Annotated in this window: 17 protein-coding genes; 8 read left to right on the top strand and 9 right to left on the bottom strand. The window is 73.9% G+C overall.

The genetic code is table 11. The features are described 5' to 3' along the window. The first annotated feature begins 236 nt into the window (after positions 1 to 236). Entirely contained in the window at positions 237 to 425 is a 189-nt protein-coding gene (locus tag AC2RP6_RS35900; RefSeq protein WP_486449995.1) for a hypothetical protein, read from the top strand. Positions 426 to 459: 34 nt separating this feature from the next. Here AC2RP6_RS35900 and AC2RP6_RS35895 read toward each other — a convergent pair whose 3' ends face one another. From AC2RP6_RS35895 to AC2RP6_RS35885, 3 genes are all read right to left on the bottom strand, one after another. Continuing rightward, entirely contained in the window at positions 460 to 1,743 is a 1,284-nt protein-coding gene (locus AC2RP6_RS35895) for a preATP grasp domain-containing protein (RefSeq protein WP_486449994.1), read from the bottom strand. 20 nt (positions 1,744 to 1,763) lie between these two features. Beyond that, positions 1,764 to 2,228 carry a cupin domain-containing protein gene (locus tag AC2RP6_RS35890; RefSeq protein ID WP_486449993.1) on the bottom strand — a complete coding sequence of 155 codons (465 nt, stop codon included), beginning with the start codon at positions 2,226 to 2,228 and terminating at the stop codon, positions 1,764 to 1,766. 214 nt (positions 2,229 to 2,442) lie between these two features. Beyond that, positions 2,443 to 2,850: a hypothetical protein gene (locus AC2RP6_RS35885; RefSeq protein ID WP_486449992.1), complete on the bottom strand. Its 408-nt coding sequence runs from the start codon at positions 2,848 to 2,850 to the stop codon at positions 2,443 to 2,445. 296 nt (positions 2,851 to 3,146) lie between these two features. Here AC2RP6_RS35885 and AC2RP6_RS35880 point away from each other — a divergent pair, with 296 nt between their 5' ends. Beyond that, a complete protein-coding gene (locus AC2RP6_RS35880; protein WP_486449991.1) occupies positions 3,147 to 4,031 on the top strand; it encodes an SDR family oxidoreductase in 885 nt (294 codons plus the stop codon). A gap of 42 nt (positions 4,032 to 4,073) precedes the next feature. Here the strand turns inward: AC2RP6_RS35880 and AC2RP6_RS35875 are convergent, their stop codons facing one another. After that, a complete protein-coding gene (locus AC2RP6_RS35875) occupies positions 4,074 to 4,532 on the bottom strand; it encodes an SRPBCC family protein (RefSeq protein WP_486449990.1) in 459 nt (152 codons plus the stop codon). 210 nt (positions 4,533 to 4,742) lie between these two features. Here AC2RP6_RS35875 and AC2RP6_RS35870 point away from each other — a divergent pair, with 210 nt between their 5' ends. The 4 genes from AC2RP6_RS35870 (at position 4,743) to AC2RP6_RS35855 (ending at position 8,947) form a co-directional block, all read left to right on the top strand. Further along, positions 4,743 to 5,252: a DUF1360 domain-containing protein gene (locus tag AC2RP6_RS35870; protein ID WP_486449989.1), complete on the top strand. Its 510-nt coding sequence runs from the start codon at positions 4,743 to 4,745 to the stop codon at positions 5,250 to 5,252. Between the two features lie 124 nt (positions 5,253 to 5,376). After that, on the top strand, positions 5,377 to 5,931 hold the full coding sequence (locus AC2RP6_RS35865; protein ID WP_486449988.1) for a DUF6328 family protein: 555 nt from the start codon (positions 5,377 to 5,379) through the stop codon (positions 5,929 to 5,931). Between the two features lie 109 nt (positions 5,932 to 6,040). Beyond that, the gene (locus AC2RP6_RS35860; RefSeq protein WP_486449987.1) at positions 6,041 to 7,585 is read left to right on the top strand and encodes an FAD-dependent oxidoreductase; all 1,545 of its coding nucleotides are present in this window, start codon (positions 6,041 to 6,043) and stop codon (positions 7,583 to 7,585) included. 204 nt (positions 7,586 to 7,789) lie between these two features. After that, complete coding sequence (locus AC2RP6_RS35855; protein WP_486449986.1) at positions 7,790 to 8,947, top strand: PP2C family protein-serine/threonine phosphatase; 1,158 nt, start codon at positions 7,790 to 7,792, stop codon at positions 8,945 to 8,947. A 35-nt stretch (positions 8,948 to 8,982) separates the two neighbouring features. Here the strand turns inward: AC2RP6_RS35855 and AC2RP6_RS35850 are convergent, their stop codons facing one another. Then, positions 8,983 to 11,319: a SpoIIE family protein phosphatase gene (locus AC2RP6_RS35850; RefSeq protein WP_486449985.1), complete on the bottom strand. Its 2,337-nt coding sequence runs from the start codon at positions 11,317 to 11,319 to the stop codon at positions 8,983 to 8,985. A gap of 372 nt (positions 11,320 to 11,691) precedes the next feature. Between AC2RP6_RS35850 and AC2RP6_RS35845 the strand changes: the two genes are divergently transcribed. After that, positions 11,692 to 11,940 (top strand): type II toxin-antitoxin system RelE family toxin, encoded by a 249-nt coding sequence (locus AC2RP6_RS35845; RefSeq protein ID WP_486449984.1) that lies wholly within the window; start codon positions 11,692 to 11,694, stop codon positions 11,938 to 11,940. A gap of 124 nt (positions 11,941 to 12,064) precedes the next feature. Next, on the top strand, positions 12,065 to 13,069 hold the full coding sequence (dhaK, locus tag AC2RP6_RS35840) for a dihydroxyacetone kinase subunit DhaK (protein ID WP_486449983.1): 1,005 nt from the start codon (positions 12,065 to 12,067) through the stop codon (positions 13,067 to 13,069). A 30-nt stretch (positions 13,070 to 13,099) separates the two neighbouring features. Here dhaK and AC2RP6_RS35835 read toward each other — a convergent pair whose 3' ends face one another. The 4 genes from AC2RP6_RS35835 to AC2RP6_RS35820 all read right to left on the bottom strand — a co-directional run bounded on the left by AC2RP6_RS35835 (position 13,100) and on the right by AC2RP6_RS35820 (position 17,481). Beyond that, the gene (locus AC2RP6_RS35835) at positions 13,100 to 13,672 is read right to left on the bottom strand and encodes a DUF2231 domain-containing protein (protein ID WP_486449982.1); all 573 of its coding nucleotides are present in this window, start codon (positions 13,670 to 13,672) and stop codon (positions 13,100 to 13,102) included. Between the two features lie 190 nt (positions 13,673 to 13,862). Further along, on the bottom strand, positions 13,863 to 16,208 hold the full coding sequence (locus AC2RP6_RS35830; RefSeq protein ID WP_486449981.1) for an ABC transporter permease: 2,346 nt from the start codon (positions 16,206 to 16,208) through the stop codon (positions 13,863 to 13,865). A gap of 2 nt (positions 16,209 to 16,210) precedes the next feature. Then, positions 16,211 to 16,978: an ABC transporter ATP-binding protein gene (locus tag AC2RP6_RS35825; RefSeq protein WP_486449980.1), complete on the bottom strand. Its 768-nt coding sequence runs from the start codon at positions 16,976 to 16,978 to the stop codon at positions 16,211 to 16,213. Continuing rightward, on the bottom strand, positions 16,975 to 17,481 hold the full coding sequence (locus AC2RP6_RS35820) for a PadR family transcriptional regulator (RefSeq protein WP_030660918.1): 507 nt from the start codon (positions 17,479 to 17,481) through the stop codon (positions 16,975 to 16,977). The genes AC2RP6_RS35825 and AC2RP6_RS35820 overlap by 4 nt, the downstream gene beginning before the upstream one ends. Positions 17,482 to 17,632: the final 151 nt, after the last annotated feature.

Here is a 17,632-nt window from a genome sequence, read left to right as displayed (position 1 = left end):
GCCTGGCGTTCATGCGCGCCCGTCGGGCTGACCGGGCCGGGCGTCGCCGACGTCCGGTCGGCACCGGGCGTCCGTCCGCGGCGGCGCGGCAAGCCGGTGGCCCGCGGCAGGTGTGGGAGGTCCGGGCGCGGGCAGACGAAACTCGCAGCCCCGCTCCCGGCGGGGCTGACCAGCTTCGCAGGGCGCGCCGGTGTCGGGCGACGAGGCCCGGCCCCCGCCGTCCGGAGGAGGATTCCATGGCTCCCGCCGAGAAGGACAGGGTCACCTACCGCGACGGCCGTGAGGACGTGCACCGCGGCCGGATCGAGGAAGTGCGAGACCCCGGCCCGCACGCGGTCTACCGAATCCGCAACGAGCGCACCAACGAGCTTCAGATCATCACCCAGGAGCAGATCGAGGGCGGGCCCGAAGAACCCGGCTCCTGAGCCGGGGCGACTGCCTTCGGGAACGTGGGGAGGGTCAGGCCCGCACGAACTCAAGTGCCTCTGCCAGGGCGTTCTCCCGGTCCCGTACCGCCTCCAAGTCCCTGGCGATGACGGTGTAGCGCCACGTACGGCCATCGTCGGGCTCGTCCGCATGCAGTACGACGCCTTCTCCGGTCTGCGGGTCGAAGGCGAGGCCGTGCACCTGCAGGCGGCCCACGGCCTGCGCGAACGTGAAGGCGTGGCGGGTCGTGCGTTTGTCGATCATCCAGGCGGGACGGGGGACGGAGGAGTGCGCCGCCAGCCGCATCACCATCGCACGGGGTGTGGTCGTTGCCGTCCGGCGCACGTTGCTCTCACTCGCGTGCACCACACCGTCCGTGCCGACGAGCGCGTCGAGACCGAACGGTCCGAGGTGGCCCCGGCCCGCCAGATGGTGGCCCAGCGCGGTTCCCCAGCGTTCCAGCTCGTGCGCCGCGTGCGCGTACGCGGGCGGGAGGGGGGAGACATAGCCGGAGAAGGAACCCCGCACCGTGCGCATGGCCCCGCTGAACAGGACCCGTGGTCCGCCCGCGGTGTTCTCCATCTGGATGCTGACCGACGCGGCGACGGGCACGAACTCCTCGACCACCCACAGGCCGTGGGGCCCGCCGACCGGGTCGAGGCGCACGGCGGTTCCGCGCACGTCCCTGGCCGAGAGGAAACGCATTCCGTAACCTCCGGCCGATCGGTCGGGCTTGACCACCACCTGTTCGTGCCGTCCGAGCAGGCTGTGGACTGCCGACTCCACCTCGCCGCGGCCACAGACCGCCCCTTCCGGCAGGCGCATGTCCAGTTGCTCGGCCACCCGGCGAAAACCTGCCTTCGTGTTGAGGAGCATCGTCGTCGCCAGAGCGGCCGTGGCGTCCTCCGCCGTGGCATACGGGTGCACGGTGATGCCGAGTTCCCGGGCGAACGCGATGGCGGATGCGTCGGGCGCCGTGGGGAGCAACTCCGTGCCCGGTTCCCGGGCGTGCAGCCGGACCCGGTCCACCAGGCCCGCCGCACGGACGGCGTCGGCGAGCGGAACAGCCCCGGCCGGTGGTACCTCGATGACGGCCGCGGCCTCCGGCGCCGTCCCGGTCAGCTCCCCCACGTAGCGGCGGAACTCCGGGCTGAGGCGTCCGGGAGCGACCAGGACGTCGCCGGTCCGCAGCAACCAGGCCTTGCGGGGTGCCTGCTGTGCCCACGTCTGCAGGACGCGGCCCTCGGACAGGTCGACCGCCAGGTCGGACAGGAAGTTGGCGAACACGACGCGGGGCGGACCGCCTGAAGCACGCACGACGGGGATCCTTGCGCGGTTCACGGAAGGCCGAAGCCGAGGACGGGGTCGGTCTGCACCGGGCTACCGCCGCCCGGGTCGGCCGACGCGAAAACGTGCACGGTGACCGTGGGGCCGGCATCGCGTACCGCGTGCATACGGTGGTAGAAGGTCTCGTCGAAGCAGAACCCCCGGCCTGCGCCCACCTCTTCGGGGTGCGGGGCACAGCCGAGGCGCGCCCGCTCGTGCGAGAGGGCTCCCCGAGCCACGAACACGGCCCCCCGCACCCCTTCGTGGTCGAGATATGCGGTACCCGGCGGCATATGGCTCCAGCTGAGGGCCCAGACACCGACATCGTCAGCCAGGAACAGCCGGATCCAGCGGCTCTCCCCGTCGGTGTCGGCCAACCGTCCCCGCCAGCTCGGGTAGTCACGGCCGGCATCGTAGGCGACGTCCAAGAGGTCCTCGGGCCGCAAGACGGACGGCGCGGACGCTCGCTCGCTCATCCCTACCACCATCCTCAGGCCTCGGACCACCACGCCATGAGGCGCACCGACCCTACTGACCGGCGTCTGCCCCCACCGAGCCGCTTCATGCCGCTGTCCGTCGACCGACGAGCGGTCCGCGATCCGCGGTCCGTTATCCGTGCGTTACCGGTGTCCTGCCGCCAGGGAACGGCTTCTTCGAACGTCAGGGCCGTCGGGACGCGAAGTCCCACGGTCAGGGGACGGTCAGGATCGCGTTGCCCCACAGACCGGCTCCTTGGCGCAGCAGCGCAAGAACCTGTTCGTCATCGGGCGGGGGCGCTCCGGGGAGCCACACCAGGACGACGCGTCTCGTCGCGACGACCATCCGCGTCCACTCTTCCGGGACGATGCCCGGACGAGGCCGGTAGAGCTCGGTTCCGTCCCAGGTGACGGCCACGGCGCCGTCCTTCGTGACCGCCCTCCATGACGGCGCCGGCCGCAGCAGGTCTGCGGCGTCGGCGGGGAAGGGGCTGAGGCCCGCGTCCGAGAGCCGCTCACGGACCGCCCCGTCGTCGGGTTGCCCATCGTTCACGAACACCAGGAGCGGCAGATCCCCCAGGGGTGTCCCCCGGAATCCGACGGTCTTGAACGCCCACGTCATGCGCTGCCTCCGGCGTTCGCCCTCGGTCGTCTCCGGGGCCGCCGGCTCAGCGGGACGCCGAGGGCGATCGGCCGCCGGGAGGTCCCTCGGATGTGCGTGGGCATGTCCCTCTCCTGGCCGTGGTGTCGCCAGGCGGCTGCCCGGGGCGGTGGTCCGCAAACGGCTGCCCCCAGGTCCTGTCGTCGAAGTCCCTCCGCGGCTACCGCCGGGGGGTGCCCCCGGCCTTCGGGCGGGTCGACGCTCCTTTGACGACACTCCCGTGGTGTACCGGGTCCACGCGCGGGCAAGGGCGAGCCATGAGGATCCGCGGCACGCGTGGCAGCGGGCACTCGAGCCCGTTGGAGGGCCGGGTGGCCGTGGTCACCGGGGCCGCGAGGGGACTGGGCGCGGGGCTCGCCCGGAGCCTGTCGCAGCGTGGCGTCCGCGTCGCCCTGATCGGCCTGGAAGCGGACCGACTGGGCCGTGTGGCAGCCGAGTTGCCCGGCCCGGCGGGCTGCTGGCCGGTCGACGTGACCGACGCGGGCGCCCTCGGTGAAGCCGCCGACGCGGTGCGGGCGACCCTGGGCCCGCCGTCGGTGGTCGTCGCCAACGCCGGGGTCGCAATGGGCGGGACCCTGCTGGACTGCGACCTCGCCGCCTGGCGGCGGGTGGTCGAGGTCAACGTCGTGGGCAGCGCCCTGACAGCGCGCTGCTTCCTCCCCGACCTGCTGCGCACGCACGGCTACTACTTGCAGGTGGCCTCCCTGGCGGCCCTCGCGCCCGCCCCGCTGCTCAGTGCGTACTGCGCCTCGAAGAGCGGGGCGGAAGCGTTCGCTCACGCACTGCGCGCCGAGGTCGCCCATCGCGGGGTGGACGTCGGCGTCGCCTACCTGAGCTGGGCCGACACGAGCTTGATCCGGGGGGCCGACGAGACGGAGGCCTTCCGGACACTGCGCGCCCATCTGCCCTGGCCCGCCTCGGCCGTCCACGACCCGGACACCTGCGTACGGGCCATGGTCCACGGCATGGAACGCCGGTCGGCCCACGTGTACGCCCCGCCCTGGCTGCGCGGGGTACAGGCGGTACGCGCCCTCCTGCCGACGGTCGTCGCGTACCGGTCCCGCCAGGTCCTCGCGGACGGCCGGGACCCCGCCCCCACCGGTCTGCTGGGACCGGGCGGCGCAGCCGCCGAGTCCCGGTGACGGTGCCGCACATCGGGCGGACCGGTGCGCGCCGGTGGCCGATCAGGCCCGGACGCGGGCACCCGTGGCGGTGTACTCCTCCACCACCCGCGCGAGCATCCTGAGCATTTCCCGGTGCCGGAGCTGGAGGAGCGCGTCGAGCACGGTGTTGTGCAGCGCTCCGCCGAGGCCGCGCAGGGGGTGCTCATCGATGATGACCAGGGACTCCTTGCCCCATGAACGGATTTCGATCGCGACCCGCGCCGTCCCGAGCGGGCCGCTGTGCACCTCCAACTCCAGCTCCTCGGCCTCCCTCACCCGCCGTACGACGGTCGTACCGGAGGCCGTCCACGGTCCGAACCGGACGGTGTACTCGAGGGAGGATCCGAGCGCGGGCCACGTCCCGCCGGCGGGGCGCGAGTCACTGGTGCCCACGACCCAGTCCGCGTAGCGCGAGGCGTCGGCGAGCACGGCCCAGACCTCTTCGGGCGCGGCATGGATCAGTCGATGTCGAACGGCCATCGTTCCCTCCCGGAACCGCGGTGGCGGCGGCAGATCCAGCCGCCGCTCGTGACACGGCGTCTGCCCGGCCGGTGCACCCCTACACGCCGGCCCCGCCCCGCGGGTGACGTGTGTCCGGCCGGGACGCGGGTAAGCGCCACGGAACAGCCGCTGTACTGCCCGATCTCCCCGAGAGCACGAGGGCCCGACCGGGCGGAGCGAGGTGACACGATGCGCTCACTCGAAGGCCTGCGCCCCCATGGCGGCCACCTGGCCGCGATGGCCGCGTTCGCCGCGTACTCGGCCGGCTGGGCCGCGGTGCGGCAGCGGTCCGGGCGGCCTCGCCCGGGTCCGCCCGGTCCGTGGGAGCTGCTGCTCACGGCAACGGCCGCCTTCCGCCTCAGCCGCCTGATCGGAAAGGCGACCGTGACCCGCCCGCTGCGTGCCCCGTTCACACGGGTGGACTGCGCCGGAGCTCCGGCGGAACTCAACGAGTCCCCGCGCGAGGAACCAGGCCGCAGGACCGCCGGCGAGCTGATCAGCTGTCCGTTCTGTCTGAGCGTGTGGCTCGTGACCACCCTCACCGGTGCCCGCGCCGTGTGGCCCGGGGCGACGAGCACCGTGACCGGGGCGCTGACCGCGCTGACCGTGGCCGATGCGCTGCAGTACGGCTACGCGGCGCTGTCCGAGCACGCCGGCCACCGACCGAACGGCCGTGGCGCGGATCACGAAGGCAGGTGACGGGCAGGACGGTCAGGTCGGACGAACCGGGGGGACCGGATGTCAGGAAGTGACCCCTCATGGTCGTGTCGTACCGGAACGACGTTCCGTCTCCCCACGGTTACCCGCTCCCGGGCGGCCCGCGGTGATCGCCCGCGCCGCGAACGTCGGCCAGCGGGTGGAGACGTGCGACGAACGGGCCGACCGTCTCTGGCTGGAGCTCCTGCACGAGGTACGCGTGGTCCTCACCGCCGTGCAGTTGCTCTTCACCTTCCTGCTGGCCGTCGCTTTCACCCCCGCCTATGACCGGCTGGACGGCGCCGGACGCCTCCTGTACCTCCTGTGTCTGCTGTGCGGGGCGACCGCGATGGCCGCGCTGACGGGCCCCGTCGCCCTCCACCGGATGGTCACCGGGCTGCGGTTGAAGTCCGAGACGGTGGCGTGGGCGTCCCGGCTGGTCGCGGCGGGGCTGGTCCTGCTGTTGTCGATGACGTCGCTGGGCCTGTTGGTGGTACTGCGCCAGGTCACCGACCCCACCACCGGCCTCGTCCTGGGCTCCGTCCTGTCCCTCTGGTGCGCCCTCTGCTGGGGCGTTCCGGCGTTCATGTTGCGCCGCCGCAACCGCCTGCGCCCCGCCTCGCGAGCCGACGGCCTCCCGGAGATCATGCGCCTCCCCCGGCGCCGGGAGATCAAGGAGTGAAATCCGCAGGGTGAGCTGCTTGTCGAACACGGTCAGCAGCGGCATCGGATCCGCCGCGCCCCCGGTAGCGAGGTGGTATCAGGGTGGGTTTCCTGGGCAGCCGCCGGATATGAACCCACTTGCGTGCACCGGAGAGTCGTACTGGATGCGGACGGCGGGCCTGCCGTCCTTCGCGCCGCTGTCAGGGCCCGCCGAAGCGGACGTGGCGGTCATCGGCAGCGGCATCGTCGGCCTCAGCACGGCCTGGGAACTCGCCCGGGCGGGACTGGGCGTGCTCGTGCTGGAAGCGGGCGCTCTGGCGGGCGGGGTCACGGGCCACACGACCGGTAAGCTCACCGCCCTGCACACCGCCGTGTACGACACGCTGCGGAGCAAGCACGGGGACGAGACCGCGCGGCGGTACGCCGCGTCCCAGAGCGCGGCCCTGCGGCACGTCGTGGAGGTGTCGGGCGAACTCGGCATCGACTGCCAGCTGGAACGGCGCCCGGCCGTCACCTACTGCTCCGAGTCCGGGGGCGTCGATGCCCTGCGCGCGGAGGCCGACGCGGCGCGTGCGGCCGGCCTGGACGCGTCGTTCGTCACGGAGACCGGTCTGCCCTTCCCCGTGGCCGGCGCGGTCAGGGTCGAGGACCAGGCGCAGTTCCACCCCCTGGCCTACCTCGGCGGACTCGTCGAGGACATCGCGGCGCTCGGCGGCCGGCTGCACGAGGGCACCCGCGTCACACGGCTCGACGACGGCGATCCCTGCCGTCTCACCACCGAGTCCGGCGACATCGTGACCGCGAGGCACGTGGTCGTCGCCACCCACCACCCCGTGTTCGACGACGCCCTGCTCTCCACCCGGCTCACGCAGCACCGGGACCTCGTGATCGCGGGTGCCGTGCCCCCCGACCAGGATCCGGGGGGCATGTACATCACGCAGGAGAACGGCAAGCGGTCCGTCCGTACGGCGCCCACGGCGGACGGCGGGCGGCTCCTCATCGTCACTGGCGAGGCGTTCGCGCCGGGTTCCGGCGAGGACACCGAGGCCGGGTACACCCGCCTCCGGGCCTGGGCCGAGGAGCACTTCCCCGGGTTCTCCGCGGCGTACCGCTGGGCCGCGCAGGACAACAGCTCGACGGACACGCTTCCCCTCGTCGGCCGTCTGCCGACGAAGGGCGACAACGTGTACGTGGCCACCGGATTCGCCGGGTGGGGCATGACGGGCGGGGTGCTCGCCGGGACGGTCATCGCCTCACTCGTCCGGGGCGAGGAGGACCCGTGGGGCGGGCTCTACGACCCCGGCCGCGTCGGCTCGCCCGCACGATCGGCCCCCACCTACCTCAAGGCCCAGTGGGACGTCGGCAAGCACTTCGTGAAGGACCGCCTAGACACCCTCGGCGAGGGGACGAACGGTCCGGTCGAGGACCTGCGGCCCGGCGGGGGCACGGTGGTCCGCGCCGGCGGCAAGCCCTGCGCGGTGCACCGCGACGACGACGGCGCACTGCACGCCGTGTCCGCCGTCTGCACGCATCTGGGGTGCCTGGTGGCGTTCAACAACGCCGAGCGAACCTGGGAATGCCCCTGCCACGGATCCCGGTTCGGCATCGACGGCGAGGTCCTCCAGGGCCCGGCCCTGAGCCCGCTGGAGCGTCGGGACCCGAAGCGGCTCTGACCCGGACGGGCCGCACCGAGCGGCTGCGGCTGCCGTGCCGGGCGCCTGCCGGGGCGGCACCCGCCCGTGTCGGTCCGGCCGACAGGGCGCTTCTTGTCCAAGATGGCTCCATGGGTTTCCGGCTCTGAGGGAGAAGAATCCGATGGACTGCGACCGGGGCGGGCGCCCGTGGTGAGGGGCGGCGGGAGCGATGGGCTGGGGCAGGTGCTGGCATGGGTGCTGCACCGGTCCCACGACGCCTCGGCCCTGGAGGTCGCCGGGCTGATCGACGAGGCGGCCGGCCGTCTCGGCATCGGATCGACGCGGCTGTTCCTCGCCGACATCCAGCAGAGCCGGCTCAATCCCCTCCCCCAGCCGGGGGGCCGCGAAACGCCGGCCGGTATCGACATCGAGAACTCCCTGGCCGGCCTCGCCTACCGCACCCAGCGGGTGCAGCAGAGCAGGGACCGGGACACCGCCTGGTTCCCCATGGTCGACGGCATCGAACGGATCGGCGTCATGCAGGCCTCCTCGTCCGGCGCGGCGGCGGACCGGATGGAGGCCGGCCGTGCGCTGGCGAACCTGGCGACGTTGCTGGTGGTGTCCCAGTCCTCGCACAACGACCTCATCGTCCGGCACCAGCGGACGAGCCCGATGACCATGCAGGCGGAACTGCTCTGGGCGTTCCTGCCGCCGCGGACCATCGGCACGACCCGCGCCACGTCGACCGCGATGCTGGAACCGGCCTACGACATCGGCGGCGACGCCTTCGACCACACCTTCATCGACGGCACACTGCACCTGACCATGCTGGACGCGATGGGCCACGATCTGGCCTCGGGAGGGGCCAGCGCCGCAGCCGTCGCCGCCTGCCGCTCCACACGCCGGTCCGGAGCCCCCCTCCCCGAGATCGCCTCCACCATCGACCGCACCTTGGCCCGGTGGATCCCCGACCGGCTCATGACCGGGGTCATCGCCGAACTGGACACCCACAACGGCGACTTCGTCTGGATCAACTGCGGCCATCCGCCGCCGCTCCTCATCCGCGACGGCCACGTCCTGCCCCGAGCCCTGGAACGCGACGCCGAGCTCCCCCTGGGCCTCGGGTTCCACGGCCAGGAACCCCCCACCCGGCACCACGCACGCCTCCAGCCCGGCGACCGCGTGCTGCTCCACAGCGACGGCGTGACCGAGGCCCGCTCCCCCGCCGGCGACCTCTACGGCGAGGAGCGGCTGACCGACACCGTGATCCGCTCCCTCGCGTCGGGGCACAACGCCCCGGAGGCCCTGCGCCGGCTGGTCGGGACCCTCCTCGCCCACCAGGAACACCGCTTGCGCGACGACGCCACCATCCTTCTGGCCGAATGGCACCCCACCCCCTGACGCGGCGCCGGGGCTTCGCCCTCGCCCGGTCCGGATCAGGGCGCCTCGGGGACGTGGACCTGCAGGACGCAGATGTCGTCGCGGTTGCCGGGACGCCGGCCGGCCAGGGTTTTGGCGAGGGAGCCGTTGCGGTCCTCCCGCACGAGCCGCAGCGCCGTGTGTGCGAGCCGGTCGAGCCCGGCGCCCAGGTCCTCGCGGGGCTCCTCCACCAGGCCGTCCGTGTAGAAGAGCAGATGGTCCCCGGGCAGCAGCTCGGTGACCTGCTCCCCGTAGAAGGGGCGGTGCGTCGCTCCCAGGAGGCTTCCCCCGGGCTGGGGGAGGTAGACCGCTGCGCCGTCCCGGAGCAGCAGCGGGGGGAGGTGCCCCGCCCGCACCCAGGTCAGCCGGTGGTCCCAGGGCTGGTAGCGCCCCATCACCATGGTGGCGGTGGCGCGGTGGGCGTCCCCGGCGGTGTGGAGCAGGAGGGTGTTGAGCCTGCCGAGGACCTCCGGCAGGGGTGAGCCGGTGATGCTCATGCCCTTGGCGGTGAACCGCAGCTGGGCCATCGTGCCCACGGCCGACAGACCGTGGCCGGCGACGTCCCCGACGACGAACAGTGCGCTCCCGTCGGGGAGTTCGATGGCGGAGTACCAGTCGCCCCCGACGTTCAGCCCGCTCTCGGCCGGGACGTAGGCCACGTCGACGCGCAGACCTGCCAGCTCCAGGGACTGTTCGGCGATCGGCAGGAGGGTGTCCTGGAGTCTCGCGGCCAGCGTGCGTTCCGCCTTCAGCATGCCGCGCTGGACGAGGTTCGCGCGTTCGCTCTCCTTCAGGGCCATCTCGGCGCCCCGCTGCGCGGTCAGGTCCTGGAAGAAGCCGTGCACCTCCACCGGGTTGCCGTCCGCGTCCCGCTGCGCCTCGGCGACGATCCGCAGGTGCCGGACGCCGTGTGCCGTGGTGATGCGGAAGGGCTGGTCGACGGCCCCGCCGTCACCGAGCAGCCGCTGGACAGCCGCGCCCAGTTCCGGCAGGTCCTCCGCCACCAGGTGTTCCGGCAGTTCCTCCAGCCGCATGGGCCCCAGGGCGGGCGCGCGGTCGAAGATCGCGTAGACCTGGTCGGACCAGGTGATCGTGTCCGTGATGAGGTTCCAGTCGGCCCAGCCGAGGTTGCCCAGGCGCTGCATGTCGTCCAGCCGGCGGGTCTCCCGTTCGCTCGTGTCGTGCCGGATCCACGTCACGACCAGACGTTCCCCCAGCCTCGACGCCCGGACCGAGTAGACGGACTGCCGAGGGGCCCCGGCCGCCACCTCCTCGTAGGTGAAGGGCTCGCTCTCGTAGACCGCCCCCGTCGCCAGCGTGTCCAGGTACCCCTCCCACACGTCGCTGCCCGCCACCGTCGGATACGTCTCCAGGACCGTCCGGCCGATGAGCTCACCGCCGCGCCGACCGGCCACGTCCAGCGCCTCGGGCGCCGCCGCGTCGATCCGGAAGTCGTCCACCTGACCCGTCGGCGAGCGCAGCGGGGTCAGCAGGACCGCCGGCCCGGGCAGGGCGTCGAAGACTGACTGGATGCCGTCGACGTCGTGCTGGAGCCGGTCGAACCGGTCGGGCCCCGCCGGGTCTTCCCCGAGAGGGCCGGCACAGAGTCCGACCGCCCGCCGGAGGAGGGTACGGGTGCGGGCGTCGAAGGGTCCGTACCGGGTACGGAAGACTCCGACGACCGCGCTCGCCGGCCGGCTCCCGGGTACGGGGAGCCAGGCGCGCGAGGGCCAGCGCTCGGGCGGCTCGCCGATCAGCTGGTAGTGGTCCGCGTCCCGCGCCAGGTCCTCGATCCACACCGCCCCGCCGGCCTCCAGGGCCTCCAGCGCCGCCACACCGCTCAGGGGCGGGATGTGGCTCCACTGCCGGGCCGTCGCTTCGTCGACCCCGGCGTGCGCGGCCAGCTCCAGGCTGCCGGCCGTGGCCACGGTGTAGACCATCACCGCCGCCACGTCCTCGGAGCCGCCCAACGCGTCGAGCAGCAGCTCGGCGACTTCGGGCGGGGTGCACGGGCCGGCGGCCGTCAGGGCTTCGGCCAGCCCGGCGAGGAGCGCCCGGTGGGCGGCCGGAGGACCCACACGGGCCGGCACGTAGCGACGCGTGTCGAAGGGGGTGTGTTCCGCCACGGGCGTCGTGTCCCCGGCCCTCCGCCCGGTGGCGTGCGGCGCCGGCAGGCCGGCTGCGGCCTGGCCCTGGACGATCCAGCACTCCTCCAGCACGCTGCGCCGGTGTCGCGCCGCGCCGTCGAGCAGTTCCTGGTGGGCCGCGTCCGAGGACAAGCCCGTCCGGGCCATCAGGATGCCCTTGGCGCGCTCCAGGACGGCCGTCATCGAGGCCTGTGCCTCGAGGTCCACGACCTCTGCCCGGAGTCGGGCCACGACTTTCGCCAAGGCCAGCATCTCGGGGCTCGCGCCCCCGTCGGCCGTAGGTGGCACGGAATCGCCCTTCACAGGTCGAGCATGCCACGCGCCACGGCCACCGGGGGCACGCGGGCGGGATCACGGAAGGGATGGCTCGTCCACTGCGGTCGCGTGGCCGCGGTGACGACGAACCGGCGGCCGTGGCCGGACGGGCGGCCGGGCGCGCGGCGCTCTCGCGGTCCTGCCGGCGGCGCCGGTCGGGGCCGCAGGCGTACCGGGCGGGGCCGGGGGCAGGTGTCCTGAGAGGTCCGCCCGGCTCGCGTACCCGCCGGGCCGGACTCCGTCCCGGTCGAGGGAGGGCCGCAGGTGGCGTACGGCATCGTGTGGGAGGAGACCGCCGTGTACGCGGCGGCCCGGCACCTCGCTGACGATCCGGCCGGCCTGCGACAGCTGCTGTTCGCCGTGGAACTGCTCTCGGGCGAGCCCTGCCCGCAGGGCGCTGCCCGCTTCGGCTCGGGCCTGTGCCGCATCCACGTCGGTCGCTACCGCGTCCTCTACACCCTCGCCCGCGATCCGGGGGCCGTCGTCATCCTGCACGTCGGCCGCCTCGGATGACCGGCTCGCCCGGCCCGCCCCGTCCGCCTGTCGTCGGGGGGCGGGCTCCCTTACCGTCGAAGTGAGCGGTGCGCTGTCGGCCTGCCCTCGGACAGTCATGTGTGAGCCCACTGGGAGATGCGCCATGAAGATGCTGATCAACAGTCCCGAGACCGTGGTCGCCGACGCCCTGCGCGGGCTGGCGGCCGCCCACCCCGACCTCGACGTGGACCCGGAGGCCCGGGTCGTCGTGCGGAAGGGCGCGAGCGAGGGCGGGCGGGTCGGGCTGGTCTCCGGCGGCGGTTCCGGCCACGAGCCGCTGCACGGCGGCTTCGTCGGCCCCGGAATGCTGTCGGCCGCGTGTCCCGGTGAGGTCTTCACCTCTCCCGTGCCCGACCAGGTCGTGCGGGCCGCCAAGGCCGTGGACTCCGGTCAGGGCGTGCTCTTCATCGTGAAGAACTACACGGGGGACGTGCTGAACTTCGACATGGCCGCCGAACTCGCCGAGGAGGACGGCATCCGCGTCCGGCGCGTGCTGGTCGACGACGACGTGGCCGTCACCGACAGCCTGTACACGGCCGGGCGGCGCGGCACGGGAGCCACCCTGTTCGTCGAGAAGATCGCGGGGGCGGCGGCCGAGGAGGGCGCCCCGCTGGACCAGGTCGCCGCGGTGGCCGAGCGGGTCAACGGGGCCTCCCGCAGCTTCGGGGTGGCGCTGAGCGCGTGCACCACCCCCGCCAAGGGCAGCCCCACCTTCGACCTGCCCGACGGTGAGCTCGAACTGGGCATCGGCATCCACGGCGAGCCCGGCCGTGAGCGCCGCCCCATGATGTCGGCCCGGGAGATCGCGGAGTTCTCGGTCGGCGCGGTACTGGACGACCTGGCGAACGTGGCCCCGGCCGACGGGCCGGTGCTGGCCCTGGTCAACGGCATGGGCGCGACGCCACTGCTGGAGCTGTACGGGTTCCACGCGGAGGTGGCGCGGGTGCTCGCGGAGCGCGGCGTACCGGTGGCGCGGACCCTCGTGGGGAACTACGTCACGTCGCTGGACATGGCCGGGTGCTCGGTGACGCTGTGCCGGGCCGACGACGAGATCCTGCGGCTGTGGGACGCGCCGGTGCAGACCCCGGCGCTGCGCTGGGGCCGCTGACCGGTACGGAGGGACCGCCCGCGGGTGCCCTCAGGTGGCGGGGTGGGGGCCGACGGCCTGCCGGTAGGCGATGTGGCCGCCCAGGGCGCCGGTGACGGCCACGGCCGCCAGCCCCGCCCACGACCACAGCCTGCCCTTGGCCGGCCGGCCGCCCAGCCGCGCCGCCAGCGAGACCGCGTAACAGCTGACGGCGGCGGCGTTGGCGACGGCGTGGGCGAGACCGACGCGGGCCTGCTCGGGCGGCAGGTCGGCCCAGTCGGCCCAGCCGGCGACCGCGGCCGGGGCCACCCCGGCGAGGCCCACGGCCGTCAGGGTCGTGGCCCCGCGCCGCTCCCCGGGTACGACGTCGAGGACGGCGGCGGACAGCCAGCACCCGATGGGTACCTGGACCAGGACGGGGTGCAGGGGGTGGCCGAGTGGCCTGCCCCTGAGCAGGTCCCTCACGTCTCCCAGGGGGAGCGAGCGGATGCCCCGCTGGAGCACGCGGATCGCCGGGTCGGCCAGGGTGGTCCGTTCGAGGCGGTCCAGGGTCGTCAGCCACCATCCGGAGGCAGCGTTCAGGGCGGGGGCGACCTTCGCGGGGTCGAGGGTTTTGGTGTCCATGGAGGGCGCCTACCCGGCTTCGGGGCCGCGCCCCACGTTGGTGTCGCCCGAATGGGGCGGGCCGCCGGCCGGACACCCGCCGCCCCCTCGGCCGGTCGACGGGCACCGGGAGGCCGGGACCGGCCGGCGCGCGCCGCATGAACGGCGGTCGAGCCGGCGGGCGCGGTGCCGGCCCGCCGGATGCCGGTGTTCAGAGGGTCTCGCTGAGGGAGTCCGCCAGCCGCCGCCGTGCCGTCCGGGTCGCCGGCAGCGCCGCCGCCGCGACCGCACCCAGGACGGCGCCGACGACCACCGTCAGCAGCACCGGGACCGGTGGCAGGCGGGCGATTCCGGCCCCGATCCCGCTCGACGCGCCCTGGACGTCCACCAGCCAGCCACCGGCGAGGGCGCCCACCGCCGTCCCCAGCAGCGCGGACGCGAGCGCGGTCAGGCCGGCGGCGGTCACGATCATGCCCCCGATCTGCCGGGGCGTCAGACCGATGGCCTTCAGGGCGAGCAGGTCCCGCCCCCGGTCGCGTACGCCCGTGCCGATGAGCGTGAGCAGTTCGATCAGCCCGATGAGCGCCAGCACGGCGATCAGGGCGCCGATCACCCCGCGCGCCGGTTCCAGCCGGTCGGCCGGGTTCGGTGTCTCGCGGATGTCCAGCGTTGTGCCGGCGGCCGTGGCGAGCGCGCCCCTCACGGACCGGGGGTCGGCCCCCGCGCGCAGTTCCAGGGCGTGGAAGGCGGGCCGCAGCTCCGGGTCCCGCTCGCGCAGGGCGTCGAGGGTCGTGGTGATCACCCGGCCGCCGGACTCGGGCTCGATGGTGCGGCCTACGAGGTGCAGGATCTGGGGCCGCCCGCCGACGGTCATCCGTACCCAGTCGCCGACGTCCACGCCGAGGAGGTCCAGCAGACCCTGGCCGGCCACGGCCTCGTCCGGGCCGGCCGGGGCACGTCCCTCCACCACGGCGGAGGGGTACGGCTGCCCGGCCGTGCCGAGGCCGCGCAGGGTGATCGTGCCGGTCTGCCCGGGGACGAGCGCCGCCATCTCCGCGCCCGGATGGACGGCGACGACGCCCGGGACGGCCGAGAGCGTCCGCGCCAGCTCCGCGTCGGACGGTCCGGCGGGCTGCTCGGGCCGTACGGTCAGGGCCGCGGCCAGGCCCACCTGCGCCGGGCGGCTGCGGAACTGGTCCAGCGTCGACCAGGCCACGAGGGCGACGGTGATGAGGACGAGCGGCAGCGCGAGCCGGACCACGGGGACGAGCGTCCGCCCGCGTCGGGGGAACGCCGCCCGCCATCCCAGGACGAGCGCGGGGGGCACCCGGATGCCCAGCGCCCGCTTGCCGAGGGCGGTCATCGGTGCGGCGGACGGCAGCGCCGCCCGGGCCACGGGTACCGGCGGCACCCGTCCGGCCCGCCAGGCCGACAGTCCGGTGGAGGCGGCGATCAGCAGCACCGCGCCGCCGGGAATGCCGATCATCAGGGCGGTGTGTCCGGGCAGGTGCTGCCAGACGGCGGCTGCCTCCCCGATCCGCCCGGGGATCCGGGCACCGAGCAGCGCGATCGCCGTGGTGCCGAGGGCCACGCCGAGGAGCGCGAAGGCCAGGTGCTGGACGAGGAAGCCGCGGGCGACCTGGCCGGGGGTGAAGCCGATCGCCTTGAGGACGGCGATGTCCCGCAGCTGGCCGCGGACGCGGGCGCCGACCGCGCCGGAGGCGGCGAGGGCGGCCGCGAGGAGGGCGCCGAGACCGAACACGGCGAAGACCGTGCCGAGGAGCCGGTCGTCACCGCCCGCGTCGGCGCGGGCCTGCTGCCACTTGGTGACCTCGGCGACCCGGTCGGCGCCGAGCACGGTGACCGCACGCTGGACGATGAAGTCGGTGTCGTCGGGGTCGTCCAGGCGCAGTCCGACGCTCTGCCCGGTGTCGCCCCGGGCGATCCCGTCGAGCGTGGCGGGGAGCACCCAGCCGATGCCGGCCGCGCCGCCCGGCTGGTAGCGGGGCTCGGCCGCGTCGGCCGTCCCGCTCACCCGCAGCAGGTGCGGGGCGCCGTCCGGCCCGGTGACGCGCACGGTGTCGCCGGGCTCGGCCCAGAGGGCCCGGGCGACGGAGGTCTCCAGGACGACGGCGCCGACGGCCCGGCCGCCGCCGGTGTCGGCGGCGTCGGGGCGGGCGAGCCAGCTGCCGTCGGCGACGAGCGGGCGTCCGGTCTGCGGGGGCTCCACGTCGGCGGCGCGGAGCGTCACCGCGGCGCGGGCGCCACGGGACTCGACCGTGGTCGCGGCCGTGCGGTAGGGCCCGGACAGCGCCGCCACGCCGTCGACGCCGGCCAGCGCGTGCGCGTCCGTGTCGGCTCCGGCCCGGGTGTGCAGCCAGATGTGCGCGCCCTGGGACTGGTTGAAGACGCGCTGCCAGGGGTTGGCGGCATAGCCGAAGAGCGCGCCGGCCAACAGGAGCGAAGCGATGACGCCGGCGCTGGCGAGGACGACGAAGAGGGCTTCGCCGCGGTGTGCGCGGAAGTCGGCCTGCGCCCAGCGCAGCGTGGCCCGCACGGTCAGTCCTTCAGTTCGAGTACGCCGGAGACGCCGCCGGCCGGACCCGGGCGGCCGCCGCCGAGCTGGGCGTCGTCGGCTATGCGGCCGTCGAAGAAGCTGATGACGCGGTCGGCGGCGCTGGCCATCCGGGCGTCGTGGGTGACCATGATGATCGTCTGGCCGCGTTGGTGGAAGCGTGTGAGCAACCTCAGCACCTCACGGGTGCCCTTGCTGTCGAGGCTTCCGGCCGGTTCGTCGGCGAGCAGCAGGGCGGGGTGGTTGACCAGGGCGCGGGCGAGGGCGACCCGCTGCTGTTCGCCGCCGGACAGCTCTCCGGGCATGGAGCGCTCGCGGCCTTCGAGGCCGAGTTCGGCGAGCAGTTCGGCGCGGGAGTCGCGGGCGGCCTTCGGGGAGGCGCCGGCGAGCAGGGCGGGCAGTTCGACGTTGTCGGCGACGGTGAGGTTGGAGACGAGGTTGAAGAACTGGAAGACGACGCCGATGCTGCGGCGTCTGAGGACGGCCCAGCGGGCCTCGCGGTAGGCGTCGACGCGCTCGCCGTCGAGCCACAGCTTGCCGCCGTCGGGCCGCTGGAGGCCGCCGATGAGGTGCAGCAGGGTGGATTTGCCGGCGCCCGAAGGTCCGGTGATCGCGACGAACTCGCCCGGCCGGACGGAGAGGTCCACGCCGCGGACCGCGGGCACCGGGGCGCCCTCGCCGTGGTGCGTCTTGGTCAGGCCCTCGGCCCGGACGATGGGCACGGCAGGAGCGGCGGTGGCCTCGTCGCTCATTCCAGCTCCTCCTGGCAGCGTTCCAGCCAGTCGAGGTCGGCCTGCAGGTGCAGCATGGCGCCCTCGATCAGCAGTTGGGAGATCTTGTTGTCGCGGTCCTCGGCGGCGGCCAGCTTCGACAGGTCCCGCATGGTGTTGAGGTACTGGCGCCGCTGCTTGTTGATCAGGGCGATCGGATCGGCCAGACCCGACTGCGGTGCGAGCGCCAGTTTCATGAAGAACTCGTCCCGTACCCGGGGTTCCTCGGCGGTGTCCTCGAACCAGGCCAGTACGGCCTCGCGCCCCGCGTCCGTCAGCTTGTACGTGCGCTTGTTGGGCCGGCCCGACTGTTCGACGTCCTCGCCCTCGATCAGGCCGCTCTTCTCCAGCCGGCCGAGGGTGACGTAGATCTGGCCGACGTTCGGCTGAGGGTACGCGGCGCCCAGCAGCTTCTCAAGGTCCTGCTTGAGCTCGTAACCGTGCGCAGGGCTACGGGTGAGGAGCGCAAGGAGCGCCAGCCGCACTCGCCCCCTCCTTCCCGCTGCGTAGTCAACCGTTCACTGGCGTACGGGCGGATGTCACCTGCGTCCGGTCCGTCTGCCTGGACGTCTAGTATCGCCCATGCCTAACGGGTATATATAGGCCACGATGGGTCGGCGGCGCAGCCGGATCGTG

This window comes from Streptomyces sp. WAC03905 (assembly GCF_057371075.1).
The sequence above is the reverse complement of the archived record's forward strand: the minus strand, read 5'-3'. Positions and strand labels throughout refer to the sequence as shown.